This is a genomic window from Streptococcus sp. cx1 (genome assembly GCF_052384325.1).
GTDB classification, from domain to species: Bacteria; Bacillota; Bacilli; order Lactobacillales; family Streptococcaceae; genus Streptococcus; species Streptococcus salivarius_G.
In genome coordinates, this window is sequence record NZ_JBQSUN010000005.1 from 30,920 (window position 1) to 56,407 (window position 25,488).

The 25,488-nt window shown below is 40.6% G+C and carries 33 protein-coding genes and 1 other RNA gene; 5 read left to right on the forward strand and 29 right to left on the reverse strand.

Annotated elements, in window-relative coordinates:
* Nucleotides 1-7 precede the first annotated feature (7 nt).
* The 7 genes from ACT170_RS07340 to ffs all read right to left on the reverse strand — a co-directional run bounded on the left by ACT170_RS07340 (nt 8) and on the right by ffs (nt 5,067).
* Nucleotides 8-682: a rhomboid family intramembrane serine protease gene (locus ACT170_RS07340; protein ID WP_002885775.1), complete on the reverse strand. Its 675-nt coding sequence runs from the start codon at nt 680-682 to the stop codon at nt 8-10.
* A complete protein-coding gene (locus ACT170_RS07345; protein WP_038676845.1) occupies nt 673-1,200 on the reverse strand; it encodes a 5-formyltetrahydrofolate cyclo-ligase in 528 nt (175 codons plus the stop codon). Before ACT170_RS07345 ends, ACT170_RS07340 begins: the two co-directional genes overlap by 10 nt.
* 68 nt (nt 1,201-1,268) lie before the next feature.
* Nucleotides 1,269-2,402: an N-acetyldiaminopimelate deacetylase gene (locus ACT170_RS07350; protein ID WP_084915258.1), complete on the reverse strand. Its 1,134-nt coding sequence runs from the start codon at nt 2,400-2,402 to the stop codon at nt 1,269-1,271.
* Nucleotides 2,403-2,478: 76 nt separating this feature from the next.
* Nucleotides 2,479-3,177, reverse strand: coding sequence for a 2,3,4,5-tetrahydropyridine-2,6-dicarboxylate N-acetyltransferase (gene dapD / locus ACT170_RS07355; RefSeq protein WP_048674201.1), 699 nt, complete (start codon nt 3,175-3,177; stop codon nt 2,479-2,481).
* Nucleotides 3,178-3,262: 85 nt separating this feature from the next.
* Nucleotides 3,263-4,015 carry an HAD family hydrolase gene (locus tag ACT170_RS07360; protein ID WP_048674203.1) on the reverse strand — a complete coding sequence of 251 codons (753 nt, stop codon included), beginning with the start codon at nt 4,013-4,015 and terminating at the stop codon, nt 3,263-3,265.
* A gap of 112 nt (nt 4,016-4,127) precedes the next feature.
* Entirely contained in the window at nt 4,128-4,967 is an 840-nt protein-coding gene (locus tag ACT170_RS07365; RefSeq protein ID WP_048674205.1) for a methyltransferase domain-containing protein, read from the reverse strand.
* 14 nt (nt 4,968-4,981) lie between these two features.
* An RNA gene (gene ffs / locus ACT170_RS07370) (signal recognition particle sRNA small type) lies at nt 4,982-5,067 on the reverse strand.
* 321 nt (nt 5,068-5,388) lie between these two features.
* Between ffs and ACT170_RS07375 the strand changes: the two genes are divergently transcribed.
* The 3 genes from ACT170_RS07375 to ACT170_RS07385 are packed head-to-tail and all read left to right on the forward strand — an operon-like array spanning nt 5,389 to nt 6,036.
* Nucleotides 5,389-5,547, forward strand: a complete 159-nt coding sequence (locus tag ACT170_RS07375) for a class IIb bacteriocin, lactobin A/cerein 7B family (protein ID WP_002885650.1) — start codon at nt 5,389-5,391, stop codon at nt 5,545-5,547.
* A 19-nt stretch (nt 5,548-5,566) separates the two neighbouring features.
* Complete coding sequence (locus tag ACT170_RS07380) at nt 5,567-5,734, forward strand: class IIb bacteriocin, lactobin A/cerein 7B family (RefSeq protein WP_002885883.1); 168 nt, start codon at nt 5,567-5,569, stop codon at nt 5,732-5,734.
* A 47-nt stretch (nt 5,735-5,781) separates the two neighbouring features.
* The gene (locus tag ACT170_RS07385; protein WP_038676855.1) at nt 5,782-6,036 is read left to right on the forward strand and encodes a hypothetical protein; all 255 of its coding nucleotides are present in this window, start codon (nt 5,782-5,784) and stop codon (nt 6,034-6,036) included.
* An 84-nt stretch (nt 6,037-6,120) separates the two neighbouring features.
* Here ACT170_RS07385 and tadA read toward each other — a convergent pair whose 3' ends face one another.
* From tadA to ACT170_RS07420, 7 genes are all read right to left on the reverse strand, one after another.
* A complete protein-coding gene (gene tadA, locus ACT170_RS07390) occupies nt 6,121-6,639 on the reverse strand; it encodes a tRNA adenosine(34) deaminase TadA (protein WP_049553956.1) in 519 nt (172 codons plus the stop codon).
* A 761-nt stretch (nt 6,640-7,400) separates the two neighbouring features.
* Nucleotides 7,401-7,793 (reverse strand): single-stranded DNA-binding protein, encoded by a 393-nt coding sequence (locus ACT170_RS07395; protein ID WP_002885697.1) that lies wholly within the window; start codon nt 7,791-7,793, stop codon nt 7,401-7,403.
* Nucleotides 7,794-8,220: 427 nt separating this feature from the next.
* Nucleotides 8,221-8,898 carry a CPBP family intramembrane glutamic endopeptidase gene (locus ACT170_RS07400; protein WP_070576695.1) on the reverse strand — a complete coding sequence of 226 codons (678 nt, stop codon included), beginning with the start codon at nt 8,896-8,898 and terminating at the stop codon, nt 8,221-8,223.
* 264 nt (nt 8,899-9,162) lie between these two features.
* Nucleotides 9,163-9,786: a YtpR family tRNA-binding protein gene (gene ytpR / locus ACT170_RS07405; protein ID WP_002885779.1), complete on the reverse strand. Its 624-nt coding sequence runs from the start codon at nt 9,784-9,786 to the stop codon at nt 9,163-9,165.
* 31 nt (nt 9,787-9,817) lie between these two features.
* Entirely contained in the window at nt 9,818-10,342 is a 525-nt protein-coding gene (locus ACT170_RS07410; RefSeq protein ID WP_270282277.1) for a hypothetical protein, read from the reverse strand.
* Between the two features lie 3 nt (nt 10,343-10,345).
* Nucleotides 10,346-10,660 carry a thioredoxin family protein gene (locus tag ACT170_RS07415; RefSeq protein ID WP_444818163.1) on the reverse strand — a complete coding sequence of 105 codons (315 nt, stop codon included), beginning with the start codon at nt 10,658-10,660 and terminating at the stop codon, nt 10,346-10,348.
* Nucleotides 10,657-10,941: a DUF4651 domain-containing protein gene (locus ACT170_RS07420; protein WP_444818164.1), complete on the reverse strand. Its 285-nt coding sequence runs from the start codon at nt 10,939-10,941 to the stop codon at nt 10,657-10,659. The genes ACT170_RS07415 and ACT170_RS07420 overlap by 4 nt, the downstream gene beginning before the upstream one ends.
* A gap of 99 nt (nt 10,942-11,040) precedes the next feature.
* Between ACT170_RS07420 and pepA the strand changes: the two genes are divergently transcribed.
* Both pepA and proC read left to right on the forward strand, forming a co-directional pair.
* Entirely contained in the window at nt 11,041-12,108 is a 1,068-nt protein-coding gene (gene pepA, locus ACT170_RS07425; RefSeq protein ID WP_444818165.1) for a glutamyl aminopeptidase, read from the forward strand.
* Between the two features lie 15 nt (nt 12,109-12,123).
* Entirely contained in the window at nt 12,124-12,894 is a 771-nt protein-coding gene (proC, locus tag ACT170_RS07430) for a pyrroline-5-carboxylate reductase (protein WP_444818166.1), read from the forward strand.
* Between the two features lie 26 nt (nt 12,895-12,920).
* On the opposite strand, the gene ACT170_RS07435 is transcribed toward proC, so the two are convergent.
* The 15 genes from ACT170_RS07435 to rpoC all read right to left on the reverse strand — a co-directional run bounded on the left by ACT170_RS07435 (nt 12,921) and on the right by rpoC (nt 25,442).
* Nucleotides 12,921-13,583 carry a lysostaphin resistance A-like protein gene (locus tag ACT170_RS07435; protein WP_444818167.1) on the reverse strand — a complete coding sequence of 221 codons (663 nt, stop codon included), beginning with the start codon at nt 13,581-13,583 and terminating at the stop codon, nt 12,921-12,923.
* Between the two features lie 112 nt (nt 13,584-13,695).
* The gene (locus tag ACT170_RS07440) at nt 13,696-14,142 is read right to left on the reverse strand and encodes a CAAX protease (RefSeq protein ID WP_444818168.1); all 447 of its coding nucleotides are present in this window, start codon (nt 14,140-14,142) and stop codon (nt 13,696-13,698) included.
* 73 nt (nt 14,143-14,215) lie between these two features.
* The gene (locus tag ACT170_RS07445) at nt 14,216-14,872 is read right to left on the reverse strand and encodes a lysostaphin resistance A-like protein (protein WP_444818169.1); all 657 of its coding nucleotides are present in this window, start codon (nt 14,870-14,872) and stop codon (nt 14,216-14,218) included.
* Between the two features lie 11 nt (nt 14,873-14,883).
* Nucleotides 14,884-15,081, reverse strand: coding sequence for a helix-turn-helix transcriptional regulator (locus tag ACT170_RS07450; protein ID WP_444818170.1), 198 nt, complete (start codon nt 15,079-15,081; stop codon nt 14,884-14,886).
* A gap of 250 nt (nt 15,082-15,331) precedes the next feature.
* On the reverse strand, nt 15,332-16,525 hold the full coding sequence (locus ACT170_RS07455; RefSeq protein ID WP_444818171.1) for an acetate kinase: 1,194 nt from the start codon (nt 16,523-16,525) through the stop codon (nt 15,332-15,334).
* 56 nt (nt 16,526-16,581) lie between these two features.
* On the reverse strand, nt 16,582-17,538 hold the full coding sequence (locus tag ACT170_RS07460) for a class I SAM-dependent methyltransferase (protein WP_037601477.1): 957 nt from the start codon (nt 17,536-17,538) through the stop codon (nt 16,582-16,584).
* Nucleotides 17,539-17,582: 44 nt separating this feature from the next.
* On the reverse strand, nt 17,583-17,900 hold the full coding sequence (comGG, locus tag ACT170_RS07465; protein ID WP_060971590.1) for a competence type IV pilus minor pilin ComGG: 318 nt from the start codon (nt 17,898-17,900) through the stop codon (nt 17,583-17,585).
* Nucleotides 17,878-18,315 (reverse strand): competence type IV pilus minor pilin ComGF, encoded by a 438-nt coding sequence (gene comGF / locus ACT170_RS07470; protein ID WP_444818172.1) that lies wholly within the window; start codon nt 18,313-18,315, stop codon nt 17,878-17,880. Before comGF ends, comGG begins: the two co-directional genes overlap by 23 nt.
* Complete coding sequence (gene comGE / locus ACT170_RS07475) at nt 18,302-18,592, reverse strand: competence type IV pilus minor pilin ComGE (RefSeq protein WP_444818173.1); 291 nt, start codon at nt 18,590-18,592, stop codon at nt 18,302-18,304. The genes comGF and comGE overlap by 14 nt, the downstream gene beginning before the upstream one ends.
* Nucleotides 18,564-18,992 carry a competence type IV pilus minor pilin ComGD gene (gene comGD / locus ACT170_RS07480; RefSeq protein WP_444818174.1) on the reverse strand — a complete coding sequence of 143 codons (429 nt, stop codon included), beginning with the start codon at nt 18,990-18,992 and terminating at the stop codon, nt 18,564-18,566. Before comGD ends, comGE begins: the two co-directional genes overlap by 29 nt.
* Entirely contained in the window at nt 18,952-19,278 is a 327-nt protein-coding gene (comGC, locus tag ACT170_RS07485) for a competence type IV pilus major pilin ComGC (protein ID WP_070576715.1), read from the reverse strand. The genes comGD and comGC overlap by 41 nt, the downstream gene beginning before the upstream one ends.
* Nucleotides 19,275-20,375, reverse strand: coding sequence for a competence type IV pilus assembly protein ComGB (gene comGB, locus ACT170_RS07490; protein ID WP_444818175.1), 1,101 nt, complete (start codon nt 20,373-20,375; stop codon nt 19,275-19,277). Before comGB ends, comGC begins: the two co-directional genes overlap by 4 nt.
* Nucleotides 20,257-21,198, reverse strand: a complete 942-nt coding sequence (gene comGA / locus ACT170_RS07495; RefSeq protein WP_002885658.1) for a competence type IV pilus ATPase ComGA — start codon at nt 21,196-21,198, stop codon at nt 20,257-20,259. Before comGA ends, comGB begins: the two co-directional genes overlap by 119 nt.
* An 80-nt stretch (nt 21,199-21,278) precedes the next feature.
* Nucleotides 21,279-21,641, reverse strand: coding sequence for a DUF1033 family protein (locus ACT170_RS07500; protein ID WP_270282292.1), 363 nt, complete (start codon nt 21,639-21,641; stop codon nt 21,279-21,281).
* 162 nt (nt 21,642-21,803) lie between these two features.
* On the reverse strand, nt 21,804-25,442 hold the full coding sequence (rpoC, locus tag ACT170_RS07505; protein WP_002887020.1) for a DNA-directed RNA polymerase subunit beta': 3,639 nt from the start codon (nt 25,440-25,442) through the stop codon (nt 21,804-21,806).
* Nucleotides 25,443-25,488 lie beyond the last annotated feature (46 nt).

Here is a 25,488-nt window from a genome sequence, read left to right on the forward strand (position 1 = left end):
ATATAATTTAAAAATAAGTGAATCCTAGAAGAATCAGCAATAGTAACATGTAGGTTAAAAGGGCTGTAGAACGCCAACCTTTACTAAATAAGCGGCTTTCAACCTTGTTGGCCAAAAAGATCGCCGCAAGAGCACCTCCAACTAAACCACCGAGATGGCCTGTAATCCCAACACTAGGTGTAAACAGGTTGAAAATTAAGTTAATGACAATCAAAGCCAAGTAATTGCGACCTAACTGATTAAGCAAAGGACTATGACTATAATAGCCAAGAATCACAACAGCCGCAAAAAGTCCAAACAAGGATGTCGAAGCACCAGCTGCAATAACATTAGGCGTAAAAAGTAAGGTAAAGGCATTTCCCATAACACCAGCCAACAAATAGAGCCCTAGAAAACGTAGAGTCCCAAAAATCTGCTCAGCCATTTTCCCCATAAAGTAAAGGGCAAGCATATTAAATAGAAAATGCTCAACACCTATATGCACAAAAATCGGTGTTACAAGACGCCAGAGGTTCAGTGGGCTGTACTGAACAAAAGCACCGTACATGGCCCCCATCTTAAAGAGGCTCAAAGGTGAGGTCGCTTGAAAGCCATTTAAGAGATATTGACAGATGAAAGTCAGCGTCGTAAGCCCCAACAATAGATAGGTTGCTGGGTATTTCTTCCACTCATTTACTTGCATGTAACAACCTCCTTAACAGGAATATCATAGCTATCTGGTTGAAAATCATGTTTCTGGCAAGGATAAACCGTACTAACGGTCTCCCCTTCAAAATCAGACAAATAGCGGTCATAGTAACCTGCTCCGTAACCAATGCGATAGCCTTCATCATTGAAAACTACTCCTGGCACATGAATTAAATCAATCTCTGATTTTTCCACAGCCAAATCAGACACAGGTTCCATCAAGCCAAAAGAGGTTGCAACAAGATTATCTGGATCATAATCCACAAAAATCATTCGACCTTGTTTATATGTTTTAGGAATCAAAAGTCGTTTACCATCCTTTAAAGCCTGATTGATTAAAAGACCGGTATCATATTCATGAGGAAAAGACAAATAAGTCGCAATCACCTGGGCATCTTTATAAGCAGGTAAGGCAATCAATTGCTCCAAAAGATATTGATCTATCTTAGCCTTAGTCTCAGGATCTTGTGAAGTTAACTGAGCCAAGACTGTTTTTCTAAGTTCATTTTTCATAGGTTTATCATATCAAAAAAGCTACCAAAAGTCAGACTTGGTAGATTTTTTAGCTGTATCAACTATGGTTAGGCTTCTGCCTTGTGTTTAAGGAATTTTCCAATTTCAGCCACTGCAAAAGCGAGGGCATCTTCATTTGGACTCATCTTAGGATGGTGAAGTACATATGGCGTGTCAATTCCCAACCAGAACATGACACCAGGAACCTTACTAAGCAAATAACCAAAGTCCTCTCCAGTCATAGCTGGTGGACAATCAATCAGGTTAACCTCTGGGCTAGCATCAAAGAAAGCCATCAACTCTTTGGCCAAGGCTGGATTATTTTCCACAGGAAGATAACCACCTTGTTTCAACATGATATCCACTTCCATACCAAAGCTAGCTGCCACGCCCTCTGCAATCTGGCGCACGCGCTTCTGGATAAGGAGACTCATTTCCTGAGTAAGGGTACGAATAGTTCCATAAACCTCTGCAGTTTCAGCGATAACATTGTTAGTAGTTCCTGCATGGAAAGAACCAAAGGTAACTACCCCACCCTGGATAGGGTCAACATTACGACTGACAATTGTTTGCACCTGAGTAATAAAGTAAGAAGCTGCTACAAGGGCATCATTGGCCTCATGTGGAAAGGCCGCATGTCCACCTTTCCCCTTGAAAGTAACGAGGACTTCACAAGTCCCAGCAAAAAGGGTGCTTGTGTTAGTCGCAATATCACCTACCTTGAAATCTGGACGGACGTGGAGGCCATAGAACTCATCTGGCAACCAGTCTCCAAAGGCACCGTCCTCATACATAAGCATACCACCAGCTTCATTTTCTTCAGCCGGCTGGAAGAGGAAGAGCATGTTATTTTTAGGCTTTACTTGAAGCATCTGGTCCAAAAGACCAAGCGCTGTAGTCATGTGCATATCGTGTCCACAAGCATGCATACGACCTTCATGAGTAGACTTGAAGTCAAGACCTGTTTCCTCTACGATTGGGAGACCATCAATATCTGTACGCCAACCAATAGTTTTTTCAGGAGCATGCCCGTGAAGATAGACAAGGATCCCTGTACGCCAAGTACGTTGCTCCACAAAGTCCTTACCTTCAGTCATTTCAGCAATACGCTCTAAGAGATAAGCCTGAGTTTTAAATTCTTCCAAACCAATTTCAGGAATTTGGTGAAGGTCTCGTCTGATTTTAATTAAATCAAGTGTCATGTTTTTATCCTTTTTATTGTCTTATTTTATAGAGAATCTAGAAATAGAGGCCTTACAGGCCTCTACTATCAATATGTTATAAGTTACGCAAAGCGTCTTCGAGTGCTGTTTTTTGTTGTGTTTTTTCATCAATTTCCTTGATGATACGAGCTGGAACACCAGCTACAACCACATTTTCAGGAACATCTTGAGTAACGATAGCTCCAGCAGCAACGACTGAACCGTTACCAACTTGAACACCTTCAATAACAACAGCATTAGCACCAACAAGAACGTTATCACCGATACGAACTGGGTCTGCTGAAGCTGGTTCAATCACACCAGCAAGGACTGCACCCGCACCGATATGGCTGTTTTTACCAACAGTAGCACGACCACCAAGGATAGCACCCATATCAATCATAGTACCAGCACCAATTTCAGCACCGATATTGATTACAGCACCCATCATAACGACAGCATTGTCTTCGATAGTTACTTGGTCTCGGATAATAGCACCTGGTTCAATACGTGCATTAAGGTGACGTTTATCAAGCAGTGGAACAGCTGAGTTACGGCCATCTTGTTCCACAACATAGTCCTTGTTTTCAGTCAAATTCGCAAGAAGTGGTTCGATATCTTTCCAGTCTCCGAAAAGAATGTTACCAAGTTTAGTGACAGAAGCTGGAACAGTAGTTGCCAATTCCCCTTCAAAAGTTACTTTAACATTCGTTTTCTTTTCAGCATTACCGATAAAAGCAATAATTTCTTGTGCAGACATTTTTTGTGCAGTCATGAGATTCTCCATTCACATAAAGTTAGGAATTATTATACCAAAAATTCTGATAATTGTCTTTGCTTTTGCCAAATAGAGTGTATTTTTATGTAAAATTGGTCTTTAGAGTCTCTATATCAGTAATCACTCGGTCTGGCTTGATTGGGGAATTCTCCAGTTCTCGACGAGAATAAGGGAAGGTATTGAGCAAGATACTATCGATCCCAACTGCTTCAGCCACAGCAATATCAGTCGTCAAGTCATTTCCAATCATGACAGTCTCAGACGGGTTTAACCCATGATCATCCAAAACTTGCTTTAAAAATTCAGGTTGTGGCTTACAGATACCGGCATCCGAAGACAAGTAAATAGCATCAAAATAAGGTCTTAACGCCATTAGGTCAATCTCAGCGTTAGTAAAGGCTGCTTGAGCATTAGACAAGAGATAAATCCGACAGCCCTGCTCTTTTAGAAAGGCTAGCACCTCCTTGGTATGGGGATAAGCCGTCACATGTTTGCGAGATAAGACGCGAAAGACCATTGCTATCAATTGTCCCCAATCTTCCGGCTGATTAGAACTACTAGACTGAGGCCGAGCATCTACATAAAGCTGGTTAAAAATGTGGGCTAAATCAATTTCTGGATAAGCAACTCCTTTGAGATCTATTAACTCCTTACGGGCCTGATCCACGCGCTTAGCATAAGCCTTTTTAAGAGTCTCGCCCTCATAAGCCGCTCCATAAGCCTGATATAGTTGGCATAGTTTATCCCATAACACAGGATCCTTCTCATCGGTTAGGATATCAACCAAGGTACCATAAAAATCAAAAATGTAGTTCTTATAGGCTCTATTTTTCATCGCTTTTTACCCATTACTGAAACTTTCTTACTTATTGCTCTCATCATACTCCTTTTAGGAAGACCAAACAAGCTAACTGAGACATTTCCCATCAAAAAAATCCCAACGATTGTTAGGATTGCTTATCATCTCTAATACGGCCAATCAGCAGTTCTCCCGCAACGGTTAATTGCGTCACTGAAGTCAAGTCCAAAGTATCCTTATTGGCATGGAAGAAAAGAGGTGTCATCTCGGCAAATGTTTGAACATGCTCTGATGGCATAGACCAAGTCTTAGCAATCGTCACACGCTCCAAAAGGTCGCAGGACTCTTGAAAATGTTCCAGAACATCCTGGTTCGAATAAGCCTGCACCTCCGGTAACAATTGGCGAAACTCTTTAAGATGATCCTCATGAGGAATAACCTTAAAAATCAAGCCATGGTCAGACAAAAGTCGTCCAAATTCTTGATAATTAGCTGGCGAAAAGATATCTAAAATCACATCGATACTGTGTTCACGTAAAGGCAATTGAGCCAAATCGCCAACAAACCAAGCTACATTTTTATGAGGATTTTGACGAGCCGCAAGAAGGATAGAATCCTTAGACAAATCAAAGGCCATGAAATCCTTGTCAAACTCTTGAGCCAACTGACGGCTATAATAGCCCTCACCACAGGCAACATCTAGAACGTGCGAGTGTTCAGGAAGGTCACGCAAGCGCTCTGAAATCACCTCCAGGATAGGATCGTAATAGCCTGCCGCAAGAATCTGACTCCTCTTTTCAAAAGAAGCCATATCATAGTTCTTATCTCCCTTAGTCTGTCTCAAAAAATTGACAAAGCCCTGCTTGGCGATATTAAAGGTATGCCTATTCTGACAAACCAAGCTAGACAAATCCAAATGCATTGGCGCTTGACAGATAGGACAAGCAAAAAGACTCTCTTGATCTTTAAAAACACTAAATTTGGCCATAAATCCTCCTCGACACAAAAAAAGAGCACACACCTGAAATCGCTTAGGGCTGCTGGATTCCTCCCCTGACCCGCTTCACGCACAGATGTTGCTCCGAAAAATATTATACCATAAATTGCAGTGATTGCAAGTAGAGAACTTATGATAAGACTAGCTAGACCTATCCCCTATCAATCCCTATTATTTCCTTCGGTCAGTCTAAACTTCGATAAAACATAAGACTTACCATGGTGACATTTATGTCACTACTTTTTTATTTCTCGACACCTTATAATAAATCCATAGCTTGAGGAAAGCACCAAAAGCTAGTGACATGGCTGACTTTATTTAAAGGAGAAGTCATGTTTAACATACCTCTTAACTCGTGGTGAGAGGGTATGAGATTTAAAAACTCACCAAAAATAAAAAAAGGAGAATGACAGTGATTAACAAAGAAATGAAGGCAGCTGACCTAGCCTCAGTAACAGGAGGCGGATGGAAGACTAACCTTGCCATTGGAGGGCTCTGCCTAGCTTCAGGACCTATTGGAACTATGGTATGCCTTGGAGCCTACAATGGCTACATGGACTCTGCGCGATAAAAGAAAGGACATATGAACAATGACTAAGACCATTAACAATCGTAAAAACATGACTACTCAAGAACTTGAAGCTGTATCAGGTGGAGTGGTTCCTTGGGCCGCTATTTCTGTTGGCATTGCTGCTGCAAAACTGACTTATGACCTTAGCTATGCTGCAGGTAAGTCTTTCTATAACCTCACCCACTAACTAACAGAACTCAGCTGACATCTCAAAGATTTTGAGGATGATAACTCATGAAACATACAAAAAATCAAACAAATGATACTACTGCTAATCAATCACCTAAAACGAATAACTATTTACTCGTAAAAATAGCTTTAGCTGGAATTATCGGTAGCCTACTTCTGATACTCCTAATCAACCTTATCTTTCATGTACGATTAGGAACACCAATTATTGATGCTAATTTGAAGTCCGCTTTTGGTACTCTGATCCTCTTTATGCCTATTTTTCTTTTGACAAGAGAGAAAGAAAAAAATAAAGCATAGAAAGAGTGACCTAAATTGCCTTCAGGAAAACAAAAACTCATCTTCCATTAAAAAGTGCAAGGCCAAAGGGCCTTGCACTTTTGTTTACATATCTTGCCTTGTTTCCAATTTAGCCAATCGTTTGGCTTCTTTTTTACGTTCACGACTCTGACGGAAAAAGTCTTGCATAATCTTAGCACACTCTTCCTCCATGACACCAGTCTCTACTTCTACGCGATGGTTGAGGCGCTCGTCTCTTAGGATATCGTAAAGGCTACCCGCACCACCAAACTTTTGATTGCTTGCTCCATAGATAACTTTAGGAATACGAGCCAAGCCAATTGCCCCACTACACATTACACAGGGTTCGATGGTTACAAAGAGGGTACAATCTAACAAACGCCAATTGCCCACAGTCCTATTAGCCTCCTGAATAGCCATGACCTCCGCATGCATGATAGCTTGATTGAGCTCCTCACGTGCATTGTGCCCACGACCTAAGACTTCTCCATCTTTAACGATGACACATCCAATTGGAATCTCTGCTTTATCTAGAGATTTTTCGGCCTCCTTAAGAGCTTCAGACATAAAAAAATCTTTCTCTTCTTGGGTAAAGTCAAGCATTAGTGTCACTCCCGTTCCAAGATTTGCGAGACAATATCTCGCCTAGTCCTTCTATTATAGCATAAGAATGATATTCCCTTTCTAAAGGACACAAAAAAAGCTAAGACGAATCATCCTAGCTTCAAACACATTAGTCTGGTGAGTCTTAGGAATCACACCAATGTGTTCCCCCAAGGCTAGACGAAAAGTCAACGACCGCTTAACATCCTAATTCATATGTCAGTCGGAGTGTCATAGTCAATTGTCTGTGAAATCATTATATAGGCCTAAGGCCTCACAACGATAAACAAAAATGCAACTGTCTCAAACAATTGCAAGGATAGCGTTATAGTTGTGATATTTCACACTTTCCTTCCAAACAAATAATGCCTACTATAAAAGTAACTTTTATAGCTTTTTCCTTACCCATCTATAGTTTATCATGAAACCTCTATCATTTAATTTAAAAATCGGTAATAAAACAATGATATGCATTAGAAATAACTGTTAATTGTATGCATTGTTTTGAATATTTTGCTTAACATTTAAAACGTTGATATATCAACATTTTAAGGCTTCCTAAACTATTTTTTCTAGTCTATCTACACTATTAAACACCTATCATCCTAAGTCTTATCTAATTTTACTGTTTATTAGTCTAACAAGTGTTTAATATTTCGTCTCCAGCAATTCTTCAAAACAAGGTATGGAACAAGATCATGATTTTTTTGGAGTGATTGCTTCAAAGATAGAAGACTTAAATAGCTAGTCCAAAGGATAAACTAAAAGGGAAGTTCTTCTTCTAAAACGAGGTCAGCCAAGTCATTGTCAGGATTATTTTCCCTAACAGCACGCTGAGCACGACTCTCCAGAAGTTGGAAAGAGGAACAAAGCACCTCAGTAACGTAATGGGTTTGGCCATCCTTATCGTACTTACGGGTACGAAGCTCACCATCAAGAGAAATTAAACTCCCCTTGCTAGCATAAGAGGCTAAGGTCTCAGCCAAACGCCCCCAGACAACCACTGTAATAAAGTCAGCCTCACGCTCACCATTTTGCGTCTTATAGCGACGATTAACCGCAACTGTGACACGTGTAAAAGACCTATCACTAGCAGTCTTAACCATTTCAGGAGTAGCTGTCAAACGTCCAATTAAAATAACTTTGTTATACATTTTTTTACCTCCACCTATCTATTCGTAAGAGGAAGTAAAAAAAGTGACAGATTTTGAAAAAACAAGAATAAAAATAAGATATATATCACATTATTGACTTCAATTAAATAGAAAAAAGTAAAATCTATTCGGTTGAAAAGCAGGATGAGTTCTGCAATAAATGTACTTGTCACTAAATATTAGACATCTGAAGATGAGCTGAGCTACTAGCAAAGGAAGTAGGAAGCTTGGTATGAGCTGTCGATTCAAAGAACAGTTATTGCCATACAAACTTGTCATTAGTTTACTTACTCAAATCATCCTCTGCTAACCCAGAGTTACCACTTAAAATAATTTTAACACTCCGTTTTGAAATTGTTTTATTGATAGAAGAGAGACGAGAGTCCTTTGCCTTTTTCTTTGTAAGCTGAAATAGTTTGGAATCCACTTATTGCATACTACCAATGACCAATACTATAAAAGATAAAATATTTCCTAGCACATGAACCATCAAGGGATAGTAAATATTTCCTTTTTCATTCACATAAATAATTGAAAGGGCTACTCCGCCACCTAAGTAACCAACTGCACTGACCCACTCTGATAAAGACAAACTGTGCATATGGGTAAAGGCGAAAACAAATCCTACCACACAAATGCTTAGCCAGCTTGGCAAATGTCTCTGTAAACAATGCAATAAATTTTGACGGAAAAAGAGTTCTTCCACCAAAGGTCCAATGATACAGGCGAAAACTACTATCAGTAGTGGTTGTTCTTTAAAGGTGCTTTGTATATTAGCCTCGTTTAGTCCTTGTTCACTTAGTCCCAAAACCTGCCTCAATATTGCCGATAGTAGTCCAAAGAAAATGGTCACCAGGACAAGTAAGAGCCAGCCTTTTAAAACCCCCAAGAAAAATTTTCTTTTAGAACTTCTGACCTCTTCCCACTTTTTGAGCAATTCAGACTTAAATAGGAAGCAACCATACAAAAACATGATGGTATAAACTAAATAGGTCGTTAAAGAAGAAGGTAAGGGAGCATCAAATACTCGTATACCATCAAAAACAAAAAGGACTGTATAGAGAATCATAAAAACAAGGACTCCCTTATGTTTGTTGTAAGTCATTGAACTTTCCTTTCTTTTATAATCATCACCAAATCTGAGTCTGACAGATAAATAAAACACAACTTGATTAATAAACTTGAAGCCACATTTTTTAGATAATTGCTCGGATAAAGTTGTTTTGGCAAATAATAGAGATTGAGAGCAATACTATTATATTTTGATGATGAACTTGGTAAGTATAAAGAGGTTCTCGAAAATTTTGAACCATTTGCCAGGATGAGCTCTCCTGAAAAAAAGCGGCTTACTTACCGCTTCTTGTCTTATTTACCCTTTCCAGTGTTTGGCTGGATCAAAAGCCTCGCCGACTACTGCTGAATCATCAAGTTCAATAATCCCACGTTTTTGTGGCGCATTTGGAAGGGCCAACTCACGTGGGGCACACATCATACCATAACTATCTTCACCACGAAGTTTTCCTGGGAAGATAAGGGCACCACTAGGCATCATAGCACCAGGGAGGGCTACGATAGTTTTAAGACCAAGCGCTGCATTTGGTGCTCCTGCTACGATTTGGACCTTCTTATCACCGATGTTCACTTGGCAGATGTTAAGATGGTCACTGTCTGGATGTGCAACCATTTCATCAATTTGTCCAACCACAAAAACTGGACCTTGTGTATTTTCCAAACGCTCTTCAAAGCCCTCTTTAGCCAATTCCTCGTTCAAAACAGCTACATCTTGGTCTGACAAGAAAACTTGACCGTTACCTTCGATATCAATGAGGCTTGATGCTTCAAAAATATTCCAAGCAAGAGTCTTGCCTGTTTCATCAGCTGTGACACGCGCCACCTTACCTTTACGTTCTACGCTACGTTTGATGTCTTTAGTATCTTCCAAGATAACCAACAAAACGTCGCCAACTTGTTCCTTATTGTATGCAAAAATCATGGGTTCTCCTTCAATAGTTCTTTTATAGATTTTAAAATCGACTGACATGCCAAGAATCGTCATTACTACCATAGCGATAACTAATCTTGTCAATTTTCCAGTCACTCTCTGTTAATTTTACGATAAATTGTTTATGGTACCAAAAATCATTCCCATAGGAAAATTCGAGAAACATCTTAGCCTTACTCTTCATAATAAACTTAACTCGACAGGGCTCTAACACAAAATCATAGGTGCCTGGAGAACCAAAAGAAGCTGAAAAACCTCTTTTATAACAGTTATCAGTCAAGTGTTTTTGAGCTAAAGGAGTCAACTTCACTTTAAATTCATCAAATAACTCCATTTCTCCAGGAATAGTTTGATGTGTAGGAAGATTATTTTCCTTTTTGTAGGTGTTTATTTCTTGGTGTTTTAGGAAGATATCACTTTCAATTTTGGAATGCTCTACTAAAACTTGGCATAATTCTTCGATGATCCTCTCATTTTTTTCTGTCAGATACTTTTCTTTGGTTTCTGAAATATCAAGAGAGATATTAGGAAAGTGATTGATTTTCATCTTTTAAATCTCCGACAAAAAGGCATTGATTTCTTCTTTGGTTTTACGAGCTTTATTGACCAAGCGCCCCAATTCCTGACCTTTCTGAGTCACAACAAAACTTGGGATACCAAAAATATTCCAAGTTTGTGCCAAAGCCATATAATCATCACGATTAACACGCACAAAGGTCATATCTGGATGGAGGGCTTCGATGTCAGGCATAACGGGATAAATGAACTGGCAGTCTGGACACCAATCGGCGGTGAAAAAGAAAACCACCTTTTGATTACTTTCAACATAGCTTGCCAGTTCTTCAAGATTCTTAGGAATAATCATGCCTGCTCCTCCTCATAGGTCAAGATATCCTCTGCATAAACAAAGCTATAGGCACGTCCATCCTCTAAGACGACACCTCCTGTAAGCCCTGGATTTTCCTTTTCAGTGGGATTTGTATAAAGGACTGCGATAGTCCCCAAGTGAGATAATTCTTGTCTAATATCTTGGATTAATGCAGCCTGCTTCATTTCTGCACGTGACTGTCTATATTTCTCTGCCATTGCCAAAAGACCTAAAGCTCCTACGCCTCCAGCAAACAAGGCCAATGTTTTACGTTTCATATGAAACATTTTACCATATTTTTAGACGAATGGGGAGAGGCTACCTATCTCTTAAGAATCGTGCTAAAATAGTAGCAAGTACTACTCAAGGAGGATTTTATGACTACCCTATTTGACAAGATTAAAGAAGTAACTGAACTCAGTGCCACTTCAGGATTTGAAGCGCCAGTACGCGACTACCTTCGCCAAAATATTACACCACTCGTAGATGAGGTCCAAACAGATGGTCTCGGTGGTATTTTCGGTATCAAACATAGCCAGGCGGAAAATGCCCCTAAGGTGCTCGTGGCTGCCCATATGGACGAAGTTGGGTTTATGATTAAGGAAATCAAGGCAGACGGGACTTTCCGTGTCGTCGAACTTGGCGGTTGGAACCCACTGGTTGTCAGCTCACAACGCTTCACCCTACACACTCGTGATGGCCGTATCTATCCTGTCATCTCAGGTTCGGTGCCACCTCATTTCTTACGTGCTAGTGGCGGGACTTCAAGTCTTCCTAGTGTCTCTGATATCGTCTTTGATGCTGGTTTTGCCAACCAAGAAGAAGCTACTGCCTACGGTGTTTTCCCAGGTGATATCATCATTCCTGAATCAGAAACGATTCTCACAGCCAATCAAAAAAATGTGATTTCTAAAGCTTGGGACAACCGTTATGGTGTTCTCATGATTCGTGAACTCTTGGAAAACGTTAAAGATCAAGAACTCAATAATACTCTAATTGCTGGTGCCAACGTTCAAGAAGAAGTTGGTTTACGTGGTGCCCATGTTTCTACCACTAAATTTGATCCTGAAGTTTTCTTTGCCGTGGACTGTTCTCCTGCAGGTGATATCTATGGTAATCAAGGTAAGGTAGGTGATGGTACCCTTATTCGTTTCTTCGACCCAGGTCACATCATGTTGCCAAATATGAAAGATTTCCTTTTGACTACAGCTGAAGAAGCTGGTATCAAATACCAATACTACTGTGCTGCAGGTGGAACAGATGCTGGTGCCGCTCACTTGCAAAATGCTGGTGTCCCATCAACAACTATCGGTGTTTGTGCCCGTTATATCCACTCGCACCAAACCCTTTATGCGATGGATGACTTCCTAGAAGCACAGGCCTTCTTACAAGCTATTGTTAAGAAGTTGGATCGTTCAACAGTGGATTTGATTAAAAACTACTAAGACAAGGAGTAACCCATGATTATTGGTTTTATTGGCGTTGGAAAGATGGCGACAGCCATTATCAACGGCCTAAATACAAGCTCACATCGTATCATTATTTCAGGGTCTTCCTTGGCTCGTTCACGCCAAATTGCAGAGGAACTAGAGGTTGAAGCTGCTGCTTCCCATCAAGAATTGTTGGATAATGCTGACTTAGTCATTCTTGGCATCAAACCTCAAATGTTTGATAAGGTACTAACTGACCTCAATTTCCATCAACCTATCATGAGTATGGCTGCTGGAGTGACCTTAGAACGCCTTGCTTCCCTCACCAGTCCAGACCTTCCTCTTATTCGTATCATGCCGAACCTTAATGCTCAAATTCTCAAAAGCACTACTGGTCTTTGTACTAATGATAAGGTATCCGAGGACCTTTTGGCAGTTGCCAAGGAAATCACAGACAGTTTTGGAACCACTGTTGAATTGGCTGAGAAGGACTTTGATACCTTCACTGCCCTAGCTGGCTCTAGTCCGGCCTATATCGCCCTCTTTATCGAGGCTCTGGCTAAGGCTGGCGTCAAAAATGGCCTAAGTAAGCAGGTCGCTCTGACCATTGCCACACAGACGGTTCTAGCTACCGCTGAAAATCTCAGTCTTGGTAGCGACAGCCCACATGATCTTATTGACAAGATCTGTAGCCCTGGTGGGACCACTATCGCTGGTCTCATGGACCTTGAGCGTACAGGCCTCACCCATAGTGTAGTTTCAAGTATTGATACAACCATTGCTAAAGCTAAGAAACTATAAGAAAAAAGCTCGGAATCTTCCGAGCTTTATTTGATATATGGCGCTAAAAATTGCAAGAGTAACAACATTGAAACCGCAATACTATTGTTAATAATATGCGCCATGATACAGTATTCTAACTTTTGAAACTTACGATATGCTATCCCAAGGGCGAACCCCATACCTGCATATACAATCCAAACACCGATGCTATTAGGCATATGAACAAGGCCAAAAAGTAAACTACTAACGATCAAGCCAACAATAGAATCTGGATTAAAGACACGTCCCATGAGGAGCCCTCGAAAAACCAGCTCTTCCACAATCGGTGCCATAATTACCGTAAACGTTATGAGGAGGAAGGGATTCATATGGGCATTTTCTATGGCGGCCTGATTGGTGCTATTACTAACACCTTCCATCATCATGACCATAGAACCAATCCTAGTAACGATATAAATACCTAGGTAGGTCAAGCCAATCATCCCCCAGGCCTTCAGGGAAGAAAGGGCCTTAAAGCCTTCGAAAAGCCCAAGACGTTTTCCTAAGAAAAGAGCTCCTGCGCTCATGAGAAGCAAGACAAAAATTAAGAGACAGACTAACCTGGTATCTTTGACACCTAAATAGATGGTTGGAACTTGATCAATAATTAGTATTAGGAAAGCTAGTAAAAAATAGAGAAAGCGTTTGAGAATTGACTCTTTGTTCATGAGAAGCCACCTCTTTTCATCATTTATTTGTATCCTTATTATAATACAACGTAACTTATTTGACAAGATAATAAGCGAACGAGAGGTGAATTTTTCAAGATAATATGGGCTCTCATCCTATTTTAGATAGAATGAGACGAATAAGGGCAAATCCCAATACTAAGCCATAGAGCAAGATAGATAAGACTGTAACATAGGGCAACTGAATATTGACAAAGGCATATAGGGCGATTAAAGCAAAGATAAGCAAAAACTCTAGAATCAGAGTTGCGACTGCTGACGCCATTAAAATCTGTTTATTTCGCTCATCGTAAGCTACAATATACATCCGATGAAGACGTTTTGGATGGGTAAGTGTCGCAAAATAATAGATTGACAAGGCATAAACCCCAATGGTAAGTCCCAATACTAAGCCTAGAGCATAATCACTAAGACTGTTAGAGCGAACAACAAACAATCCCAAAACACCCAAAGACAAAAAAGAGCAGGCTACTCGTGTAATGTATTTCTTAAATTCGGCCTCTGTTTTTCTCTTTCCTAATAACATTTTTATTAACATATCTTAATACTCCCTTCATTATTCTTTATAAGAGCAATATAAATTTTTTCAATGATAACCTTAAACATTCACCTTAAACGAAAAGAATGAGTAGTACAACTATGCTATTGTTTAAGATATGGACCCCCATACTGTACTCGATATGCTTAGTCTTATAATATGTTATCGCAAGACCAGCTGACATAATACCATAGATGATAATTGTCTGAAGCGTAAATGCTGAGTGACCAGCCATAAAGAGAAGACTGGAAATAACAAGACCCGTCTTAAAGTATTTTCCAAAGAGCACCTTGGCTAAGAGTCCCCTAAAAATGATTTCTTCCATAATCGGAATAATAAAACCGGCGACTACTAGGTAAAGATAGAATGGTACATGAATAAATATCTTATTTAAAGCATCTTGATTTTCCATAGTCGCATTGTGTGTTAACTGACCAACAAAATACCCTAGAATATCACCTAGGAAAAAGATGACGAGATTAAGAGAAGCAATCGCAACGAGACGTCTCCAATTAATCTCTTTAAGCGATAAGAGTTTAAATCTATAAGCAATCACGATAAAAATAGCCAAACTCCCTAATGCCCAAACACCGTAACCTATTTGCTCCACAAGTGAAAACTTACCATCCTGAGTAAGTAGCGGGAAAGCACCTAATAGTGTTAAATCTAAGATTAGTAGAGTGAGCGCTAAAACAATAACACCAATTTTCTTCATTACTTGTTTAAACATATCTTTTCTCCTTAATCTTCCTCAAAAATAAAGACTTCTTCAATAGTCTTTCCAAAATACCTAGCAATTTTAAAAGCTAGTTCCAACGACGCATTATAGCGACCTTTTTCGAGTGAAATGATGGTCTGCCTCGTGACTCCTATCTCATCTGCTAACTCTGCCTGACTAATCTTATTAGCCTTACGAAGTTCCTGAATTTTTGTTTCCATGTGGTACCTCAACTTTATCGTTTATTCTCAAATGGTTAAACTCCTTGCTTTTCTTTGTTAAGTTAACTTTACATGTATAGTATAGTCTACTTTACATATTTTGTAAAGCCTCTTTTACATTTTTTGTAAAGTTTTCTTTACTTATTGAATTACACATATATAGCCATAGGCGAATGATTCTGTCAGAGCATTCAAAAAAGCTGGCCAATCACTCAGCCAACTTTTCTGGTCTTATCAAATTTTTGATAACTTATTTAGTTTTAAGGCGCTCAACATCACGCGCAATCACCAACTCTTCATCTGTTGGGATAACAAATACTTTAACAGCTGACTCTGCTGTTGTAATGTCGCCTACATGTCCGAAGACATTCTTTTCAGGATCCACTTCAATACCAAACCAAGTGAGACCATCCAAAACTGAAGCGCGAACTTCTGCAGAGTTTTCACCAATACCTGCTGTAAAGACGATAGCATCCGCTCCGTTCAACACACCGAAGTATTGAGCGATGTATTTACGCAAACGATCCACATAAAGATCATAGGCCAAGGCACATTTTTCATCGCCAGCATTCTTACCAGTAATGATATCACGCATATCACTTGATTTTTCAGAAATACCAAGAAGACCTGATTCCTTATTAAAGACGTGACGGATACGCTCAGCATCTGCCATTTCAGGCTCACGGTCGATAACAAATGGAATAATCGCAGGGTCAAGATCCCCAGTACGTGTTCCCATCATAACGCCACCAAGTGGTGTCAACCCCATTGACGTGTCTACTGATTTACCACCATCAACGGCAGTAATTGAAACACCATTTCCCACATGGGCTGTGATAATCTTAGTTTCTTCAATTGGCTTACCTAACAACTTAGCTGCTTCTTGAGAAACATATTGGTGGCTAGTTCCGTGTGCTCCATACTTACGGACTTGGTAGTCTGTATAGTAACGATTAGGCACTGGATAACGGTAGGCCACTTCCGGCATAGACGTATGGAAGGCTGTATCAAAAACAGCAACACTCGTAATATCTGGGAGGAGCTCCTTAAAGGCCCGAATCCCTGAAGCTGCACCTGGATTGTGCAAAGGTGCTAAGGCTGACAATTCTTCAATCTTAGCCAAGGCATCTTCATCCACCAAGCTTGATTCTTTGAAATATTCTCCACCAGCAACCACACGGTGACCAACACCTGTAATTTCATCATAGCTCTTGATAATATCAAAACGAATCAAATCATCAAGCAAGATTTTTACTGCCTGAACATGGTCAGCAATATCTAGGGTTTGCGATTCTGAACGGTCATCAAATTTTACTGTTGAAACAGAATCTTTCAAGCCGATACGTTCAATCAAACCCTTAGCAAGAACAACTTCATCTGGCATCTCATATAGTTGCCATTTCAAGCTTGAGCTTCCTGCATTAATTGCTATTGTTTTTGTCATAAGCCACCTCTTTGTAAAACGCTTTCAATAATATAGTCCTATTCTAACATGTTTTGCTAGAAAATGGAATTATCTGATTTCCATTTTTGGAAATTATCTGTGAAATCCTTGAGGATCTCTGGATTTTGCAAATCGCTAAGTGGATAAACGAAGGTCTCTGGAGCATTTTCAGTTTGTTTTTTAAGCACGAAGATAGACTTCATGTTATGTTTATTGCCAAAAGCTGCTTCTGGAAGAGTGATAACGGCAATAATATCAGCATATCCTGATAGCCATTTCTTAAGCAAGTCACTTTGTGGGCTTGTCAAAAGATTAGTTGGTGCCAAAAGAATAGCAATACCATCTTTCTTCAGGTACTTGAGTGATTGCTCCATGAGAAGGTGATGGGCATAGGTGTGTTCACCAGTTGCTGCAACCTTGAAACGACTCGCAATCTCATCATTTGGGTAATAACCAACAGGTAGGTCACTAATAATAACATCACTCTCTTTGAGAATGTGTGGTCGAACAGCATCTTCTTGGATGTAAACTGCACTTGAATTCACCACATCAGCAATACTAGCTGACAAATCGATAAGGAGATCGTCAACTTCCATTCCCATATAATTAAGGGTTTTCTGACTATTATTTAGAAGGGTTTCAGCTAAGTTTCCTGTCCCTGAACCAATCTCTAAAATATCTAATTGGTCGTCCTTGGTCAAACCTTCGAGTAGGTAAAGAATGATAAATCCAATAGCATCTGGTGTAAATTGGTGATTGGCTTGTAAAGCTTCCAATTGCCCTAGTTTGATAAACAAGAACTGAAAAGCACGACGCCACTCCTCTTTACTTAGATCAAGAGCACGTAATTTCTCGTTGTTTTTGATGATGACTTCATTAGCTACCTCAGCCCCCAAATAATAGGAATTTTGCTCAATAAGTGCATCGTAAGCATGGGTTCCAAGATCATTTTCAATGGTTTGGACATTTTCTAACAACAGCTCAAAAGCTGTCTCAATTGCTTCAAAATTCATGATTTCCTCCGTCCTTATATCATATCAAAAAGGGAAGAGAATTTCTATTTATGCTCCTGTTTCTTCACATAACGATAGGTCTTGATTTGGCCTTTACTGGCAACTCTAACAATCACTTGTTTGTCCTTAACCTCGTAGGTCGTAGTTCCCTGAGAAAAACTAAAAGCACCTGCTTCCTTGTCCACTAAGTCCATGGTCATTTCTGCCATGAGACGACTTTGACTGGAGGTCATTTGCGCTTGATTTTGTCTAGAGCTAGCAACCACCCGCTCCAGATAAACATGAAGAAGAAGTGTGAAAATGCCAGCCATAAAAAGAGCGTAAAGAAGAACGCCTCCCCTAACCTGTTTTTTCAAAAGCATAAACAAAACTCCTTTGTAGCCCATTTTTTAGAGTCACTTGGATGGTGACTATCTGGTTATTTTGACTTATCGTACTAGATTTCACATTGAAAAGCATGGGTTGGTAACCTCGACCGTCAGCATTTGTTTTTCGAAAATCATAGGCACTTGAAAGACCAAAAGCCAAGTCTTGATTATCCTGCTTGACATAGAGTTTGTTCCCCTCTACCTTGACCAACTGACAACCTTCTAATTCTGCCTCCATTTGTTGAACAAATAAAAGCCAGTCTTGGTTTTCTTGTTGCTTGACCTGCTTAACATTGCTCACCAATACTGTGGTCAGACCTTGATAAACTTGAATTGAACCAGCAATCACCAACAAGGCTACTAGACATTCCAAGAGGGTAAAGGCGCGGACCTTACTATTTAGAGACATAAATAATCTCCTTTCCTGATTCATAAACCGCGATACCTTGCTTGCTACGTTTTACTGTCACTGTGATACCATTTAAGGTCAACTGATCCTGTTTGGTCTGAACTGCCATGGTTGCCACACTCAAAACCTCCTGTTGGTGGAGATTCCTAGCCATTAACCTACGATTGGTATTGATTTGACCTAATATAAGACCACTGACAAGTACTAAAACAGCCATTGCTACCAGACTTTCGATAAGAATATAGCCTCTAAGAGACCGTCTTTTTATATTTACCACTGCCCATGTTAAGCTGATAGGTCACCACCTCCTTATCACTTGAAAAACGAATCTTGGTGAGGCTTGAGTTACCTCCTTTGGCATCAAACACTAGCGTCTGCCCCTTATCCAGATGAATATTTTTAGGAATCACAAAACTGGATTTTCCGTTACTGATTTTATCCTTGGTCAACTGCAATTCAACATTGGACCCTGCCGTCGCTGCCAAGCGCTGACTATCTCGGTATAGGTACTCAAAGCGCAGATAAAAAAGGTTAGTTTCAACCTGTTGAAAAATACCTGTCACTGACCCTGACAAACTCAGAGTGAGAAAGGCAACCACTGCTAGTGTCACCAGACTCTCCAACAAGGTGAAGGCTCTAATTGGCCACTGAGCGGCTTTCGCCACCATGTTTCGCATAGTAATCATTGTATGAATCTGCCTGTTTTTGCGTGATTTGACCTTCTGAAACAAGAGCTGCTAAGCTAGCTGTCTTGTTATTCTTCATTTCATAAAGTTCTGCTTGAGAATCCACGACCTTGACCACAGCCGCATTTCCAGTCTCTTTAACAGAATCCTTCTGCTTACTCAAGTTAGGAACAAAAAGCAAGAGGAGAATACTGATAATGAGAAGCACGACTAGCATTTCAATTAGCGTAAAAGCTCGTAGTTTAACGGCATTCAATTTTTTAAACATCATTTTCATGACATCATTCCTTCCATATTTTGATACATTGGTAATAGCATGGCTGCATAGATCATTACAATCACGACAGCAACAATAATAAAAATGAGGGGTTGCACAAAGGTTGTTGCCTTATTAAGACGGTTAAAGAAAGCCTGCCAAACCTCTTCAGCATAGACTTCTAACTCATAGCCCAACCTAGCATTAGCCTCACCATAAGCAATAATCAAGGATAGTTCCTTAGTGAAAAAAGGGTGAGTAGCAATACGGTCAGGAAAACTCTGTCCTAGCATCAAGGCCTCTTCTAAATCAGCCCCTAGCTCACGAAAGAGCTTGGACTTTTGCTCTTGCATAAGAGAAACCAAATCTAACAGGTCAATGCCTTGTCCTAAGAGATTTCCCCATTCCCTAGCATAATAGGCGGTCGTATATAGCCTGACAGTTTGGCCTATGAAAGGGATTTTTGCCATTCGTCGATAAAAGACAAGGGCTGGCTGGTGTTTGACCCATAGATAAAGGATTAAGCTTAATACAAGAAGTCCACACAAACTCACAAAGAAGAGCTGGGGAAAGATTTGAACCAACTGTACAGCCCAATTATCCTTACCATCACCCTCTAACAGTTGAGGTAAAAGATAATTTTTAAGTCCTAACATAATCAGAATCAGGAAACCCAGGAGTAGAATAGGGTAGGTCGCTACCTCCATGAGTTTCTTACGAACCTTGGTCATGCGAAGCATGTAGGTTTCAATCTTGGTTAAACTCCCTAGAAGATTACCGTGCTTATCAGCAAGGGCAATCTGAGTAACAATATTGTCCGAAAAACCCACTGACGCAAACATCTGGTCTAGCCTGTCACCTCGCATTAAGCTTGCTTTCATAAGAAATAATGACGATTCTTTCAACAAGTGACTTCGCTCCAAAAAGGCTACGATTTCAGTTAGAGTAAACCCTGCCTTTAGAAGTTGTTTGAAAAGCTGGATAACCTTGACTTGCTGATTAATCTTTAATTTTTTCCCCTTGGATATCCCCTTCAGTGAGATATCCTTGTTGAACCAAGCCTTCCAACTGTTGGTTCCAGCTGGTTGACGAATGGCTTTGGAAATTTTCACTGGCAAAATCAATCACACCTCCTCCCTTAATCAAACGCATATAGGCAATCCCTTGAAGAGCATTATCCAACTCAGACTTATCTACACCGAGGTCCAGAAGACGCTCATAAACACCTGCCACACTCTTTGCGTGAATAGTTGAAAGAACAGTCACTCCTGTCAGACTAGCTCTAATAACCGCTCGAGCAGTCTCCTTATCTCGAATTTCTCCAATAATCAAAACATCCGGGCGGTGACGTAGTGATAGCTTAATCAAATTATCATAGGTCATGTCAATTGCCTGATTTACCTGGAGTTGCAAGACATTATCCTGTTTAATTTCCACAGGATCTTCAATCGAAATCACCTGCTGTCCCTTAAAACGCTCCTGAACCAATTCATGCATAAGCGTAGTCTTTCCAGAACCTACGGGACCTGCAAAGAGATACAAGCCACGATAATCCAAAGCATCCATAATCGGCTGGATTCCTTGATTCCAATACACCAATTCTCGACGTTCGGAATGTAGGACACGAATAACTAAACTTTCTAAGCCGCGATAATCCCCAACGGTTGATAAACGCAGAGAAACCCTTTGACCATCACCACAATCATAGTCACAGGAACCTAGTTGACTCCTACGCTTCTCACCCACCATCATTCCCGCCACAAATTTAAAGTGACCAATAAGACTAGCCATGAAATCAGGCCGATATACATCAATTAATCTCCTTTCCTGGCCAACTCGCATATAGAGCTCATAATTATCCTGACGTGGAATGACATAGATGTCTTGAGCCCCACAACTATCAGCATTTTTGATCATTTCCTTAGCAAATTCTGTTACCATAAGGACCTCCTCATAAACCTATTCGTAAAAAGTTTAAGAAAATGAAAAGAAGCCCGAAAAAATTCGAGCTTCTACATTGTTTAACGTTTAAGTTTACAGTGGGCATGATTTGGAAGGTCATTTCGCTTTTCATATCCCGGACGGTACTTTTCCTCAGGAATTTCCTGCCAATCATCCAAAAGAGCAATCGATTGATAGACCTGCAGGTATTCGTCACACTCCTCACACCAGTGTTTATCCTCTTGGTCCCAAAAAGCAGTCATGACACTACTACGGCTGATATAACTTGGCAAGGTTTCTTCCATCGCAAACCAAAGTTTTTTATAGTACTTGAGGGCATCATAAAAATTTTCAAATTCCTTAGTACTGATGATATCTTCTTGCCAGCCTTCTAAGAACCACCACGGTTCCAAATCCCCTTTCATTTCAACTACTTGGTACATTTTTCTTTCTCACTTCATCTTTGGTGTCCTTATTATACAAAATTTTCTGGAAAAGATAAAAAAAATGGTCTTATATTTTATATTTATCAAAAATTGAAGAAATTCTAGTCATATAAATACGAAAAGAACTCACAATGAATTGTGAGTTCTTTTGATTTCGTATTAGTCTTCAGATGATTCCACAATTGCTTCATCAACAGCAATATTTTCAATAACTTCAACTTCGTTAACTGAAAGTGGTTCAATGTTACGGTAACGAGCCATACCTGTACCAGCAGGAATAGTCTTACCAATGATAACATTTTCTTTAAGACCAAGGAGATGGTCTTTCTTACCACGGATAGCTGCATCTGTAAGCACACGTGTTGTTTCTTGGAAGGAAGCCGCTGACAAGAATGAATTTGTTTCAAGTGAGGCTTTCGTAATACCAAGAAGAACTGGACGAGATGTTGCAGGAACACCACCAGAGATAACAATATCCTTGTTAGCATCTGTGAAGTCAGAAATGTCCATAAGTGTACCTGGAAGGAGATCTGTATCACCTGGATCCATAACACGTACTTTACGAAGCATTTGACGAACCATTACTTCGACGTGTTTGTCACCGATTTCTACCCCTTGGCTACGGTAAACTTTTTGTACTTCTGCAAGAAGATAAGTTTCAACTGACAAGGTATCACGCACTTCAAGGAGACGTTTAGGTTGGATTGACCCTTCTGTCAAGGCTGCACCACGGTGTACTTCGTCACCCACTTCAACTTTCATACGAGCTGTAAATGGAACAACGTATTCACCCATTCCAGTCTTACCTTGAACGAAGACTTTCTTAGTACGTGTTGCGGCATCTTCTTCGATTTCAATAACAGTACCTTTAACTTCAGTGATAACCGCTTCCCCTTTAGGGTTACGTGCTTCAAAGATTTCCTGGATACGTGGAAGACCCTGTGTGATATCGGTGTTTGAGGCTACCCCACCGGTGTGGAAGGTACGCATAGTAAGCTGTGTACCAGGTTCCCCGATAGATTGAGCGGCGATAGTACCAACTGCTTCACCAACTTCAACCGCATCACCTGTTGCCAAGTTGATACCGTAACAGTGACGGCAGACACCGTGACGTGTGTTACATGTAAAGACTGAACGGATAGTTACTTCTTCAACACCAGCATTGACAATAGCAGCAGCCATGTCTTCAGTAATCAAAGTATCTGGACCTACGATTACTTCACCTGTTGTAGGATTCTTAACTGATTTCTTAGTGTAACGACCTTGAAGACGTTCTTCAAGTGTTTCCGTAACTTCTTTACCGTCAGTAATCGCACGGATGAGAAGACCACGGTCTGTTCCACAGTCATCTTCACGGATGATAACATCTTGGGCAACGTCAACCAAACGACGAGTAAGGTAACCTGAGTCGGCTGTCTTAAGGGCCGTATCGGTCATACCTTTACGCGCACCGTGAGTAGAGAAGAACATTTCCAAAACGCTCAAACCTTCACGGAAGTTTGAAAGTATAGGCAATTCCATGATACGTCCGTTAGGCGCGGCCATCAAACCACGCATACCGGCAAGTTGAGAGAAGTTAGAGATGTTACCACGAGCTCCTGAGTCCATCATCATAACGATTGGGTTCTTAGGATCTTGTGTCTCAATCAGACGTTTTTCAAGTGCTTCTTTCGCTTCACGCCATGTTGTTGTAACAGCAACATAACGGTCATCATCTGTCATCAAACCACGACGGAAGGCCTTGTTAATTTCTTCAACACGATGGTGAGCAGCATCGATAATTTCTTGTTTGTTATCGATAACTGGGATATCGGCGATACCCACTGTCAAACCAGCAAGTGTTGAGTGGTAGTAACCAAGGTCTTTCAAACGGTCAAGGAAGGCTGATGTTTCAGTCGTACGAAGACGTTTGAAGGTTTCAGCGATGATGTTACCAAGATTTTTCTTCTTGAATGGCGCATTAATTTCCAAACTATCAATAACTGTTTGGATATCTTGACCTGGTTCAAGGAAGTACTTATCTGGTGTACTATCTGTCAAGTTCTCATTTGTTGTTTCTTGAAGATATGGAATTTCTGCTGGAATGATTGAGTTAAAGAGAATCTTACCAACAGTTGTAACCAAAATCTTGTGAAGTTGGTTTTCTTTCCAAGGTTTATCAGGCATGCTGTCTACTGCGATACCGACACGGCTATGCAAGTGAACATAACCATTACGATAAGCCATAACCGCCTCATCAATATCCTTGAAGACCATACCTTCACCCTCACGGCCTTCTTCTTCCATAGTCAAGTAGTAGTTACCAAGAACCATATCCTGAGATGGCGTTACGACCGGTTTACCGTCTTTAGGGTTAAGGATGTGTTCAGCCGCAAGAAGGAGCAAACGTGCTTCAGCTTGAGCTTCTTCAGACAATGGAACGTGGATGGCCATTTGGTCACCGTCAAAGTCGGCATTGTAGGCCTCACATACCAGTGGGTGAAGACGAAGGGCCTTACCATCAATCAAGACAGGTTCGAAGGCCTGGATACCCAAACGGTGGAGGGTAGGTGCGCGGTTAAGAAGTACTGGGTGTTCCTTGATAACATCTTCAAGAATATCCCAAATACGTTCGTCACCACGTTCAACCATACGTTTAGCGGCTTTCACGTTACCTGCGTATTCACGCGCAACGATTTCACGCATCACAAATGGTTTGAAAAGTTCGATGGCCATCAAACGTGGCACACCACATTGGTACATTTTAAGTGTTGGACCAACGGCGATAACGGAACGTCCAGAGAAGTCAACACGTTTACCAAGCAAGTTTTGGCGGAAACGACCTTGTTTACCTTTAAGCATGTGGCTCAAAGATTTAAGTGGACGACTACCTGGTCCAGTGATTGGACGACCACGACGTCCATTATCGATAAGGGCATCTACCGCTTCTTGCAACATACGTTTTTCGTTTTGCACGATGATACCTGGGGCATTCAATTCAAGCAAACGAGCCAAACGGTTGTTACGGTTGATAACACGACGATAAAGATCGTTCAAGTCAGATGCCGCAAAACGTCCACCATCCAATTGAACCATTGGACGAAGGTCTGGTGGCAATACTGGCAAGATGTTAAGAACCATCCATTCTGGTTTGTTACCAGACTTATAGAAGGCATCAAGAACGTCCAAACGACGAACAGCTTTAACACGTTTTTGACCAGTTGCTGTCTTCAACTCTTCTTTGAGTTCAGCAATTTCAGCTTCCAAATCCACTTGTTTCAAGAGATCTTGGATAGCTTCTGCACCCATTTTAGCGACAAATGAACCATGTCCATACTCTTGCAATTTTTCACGATATTCACGTTCTGTCAAGAGAGATTTTGGTTCAAGTGGTGTTTCCTTTGGATCGATAACCACGTAAGCTGCGAAGTAGATAACTTCTTCAAGCGCACGAGGACTCATATCCAAAGTCAATCCCATACGAGAAGGGATTCCCTTGAAGTACCAGATGTGTGATACTGGTGCTTTCAACTCGATGTGACCCATACGTTCACGACGAACCTTAGCACGTGTTACTTCAACACCACAGCGGTCACAAACGATACCTTTATAACGGATACGTTTGTATTTTCCACACGCACATTCCCAGTCTTTAGTAGGACCAAAGATCACTTCGTCGAAGAGACCTTCGCGTTCTGGTTTGAGCGTACGGTAGTTGATTGTTTCAGGTTTCTTAACTTCACCATAAGACCATGAACGGACCTTAGTTGGTGAAGCTAGTGTGATTTGCATACTTTTAAATCGATTTACGTCAACCACTAGTATTACCTTTCTTTTGTTCTATTGACAATAGCAGCGCTATTCT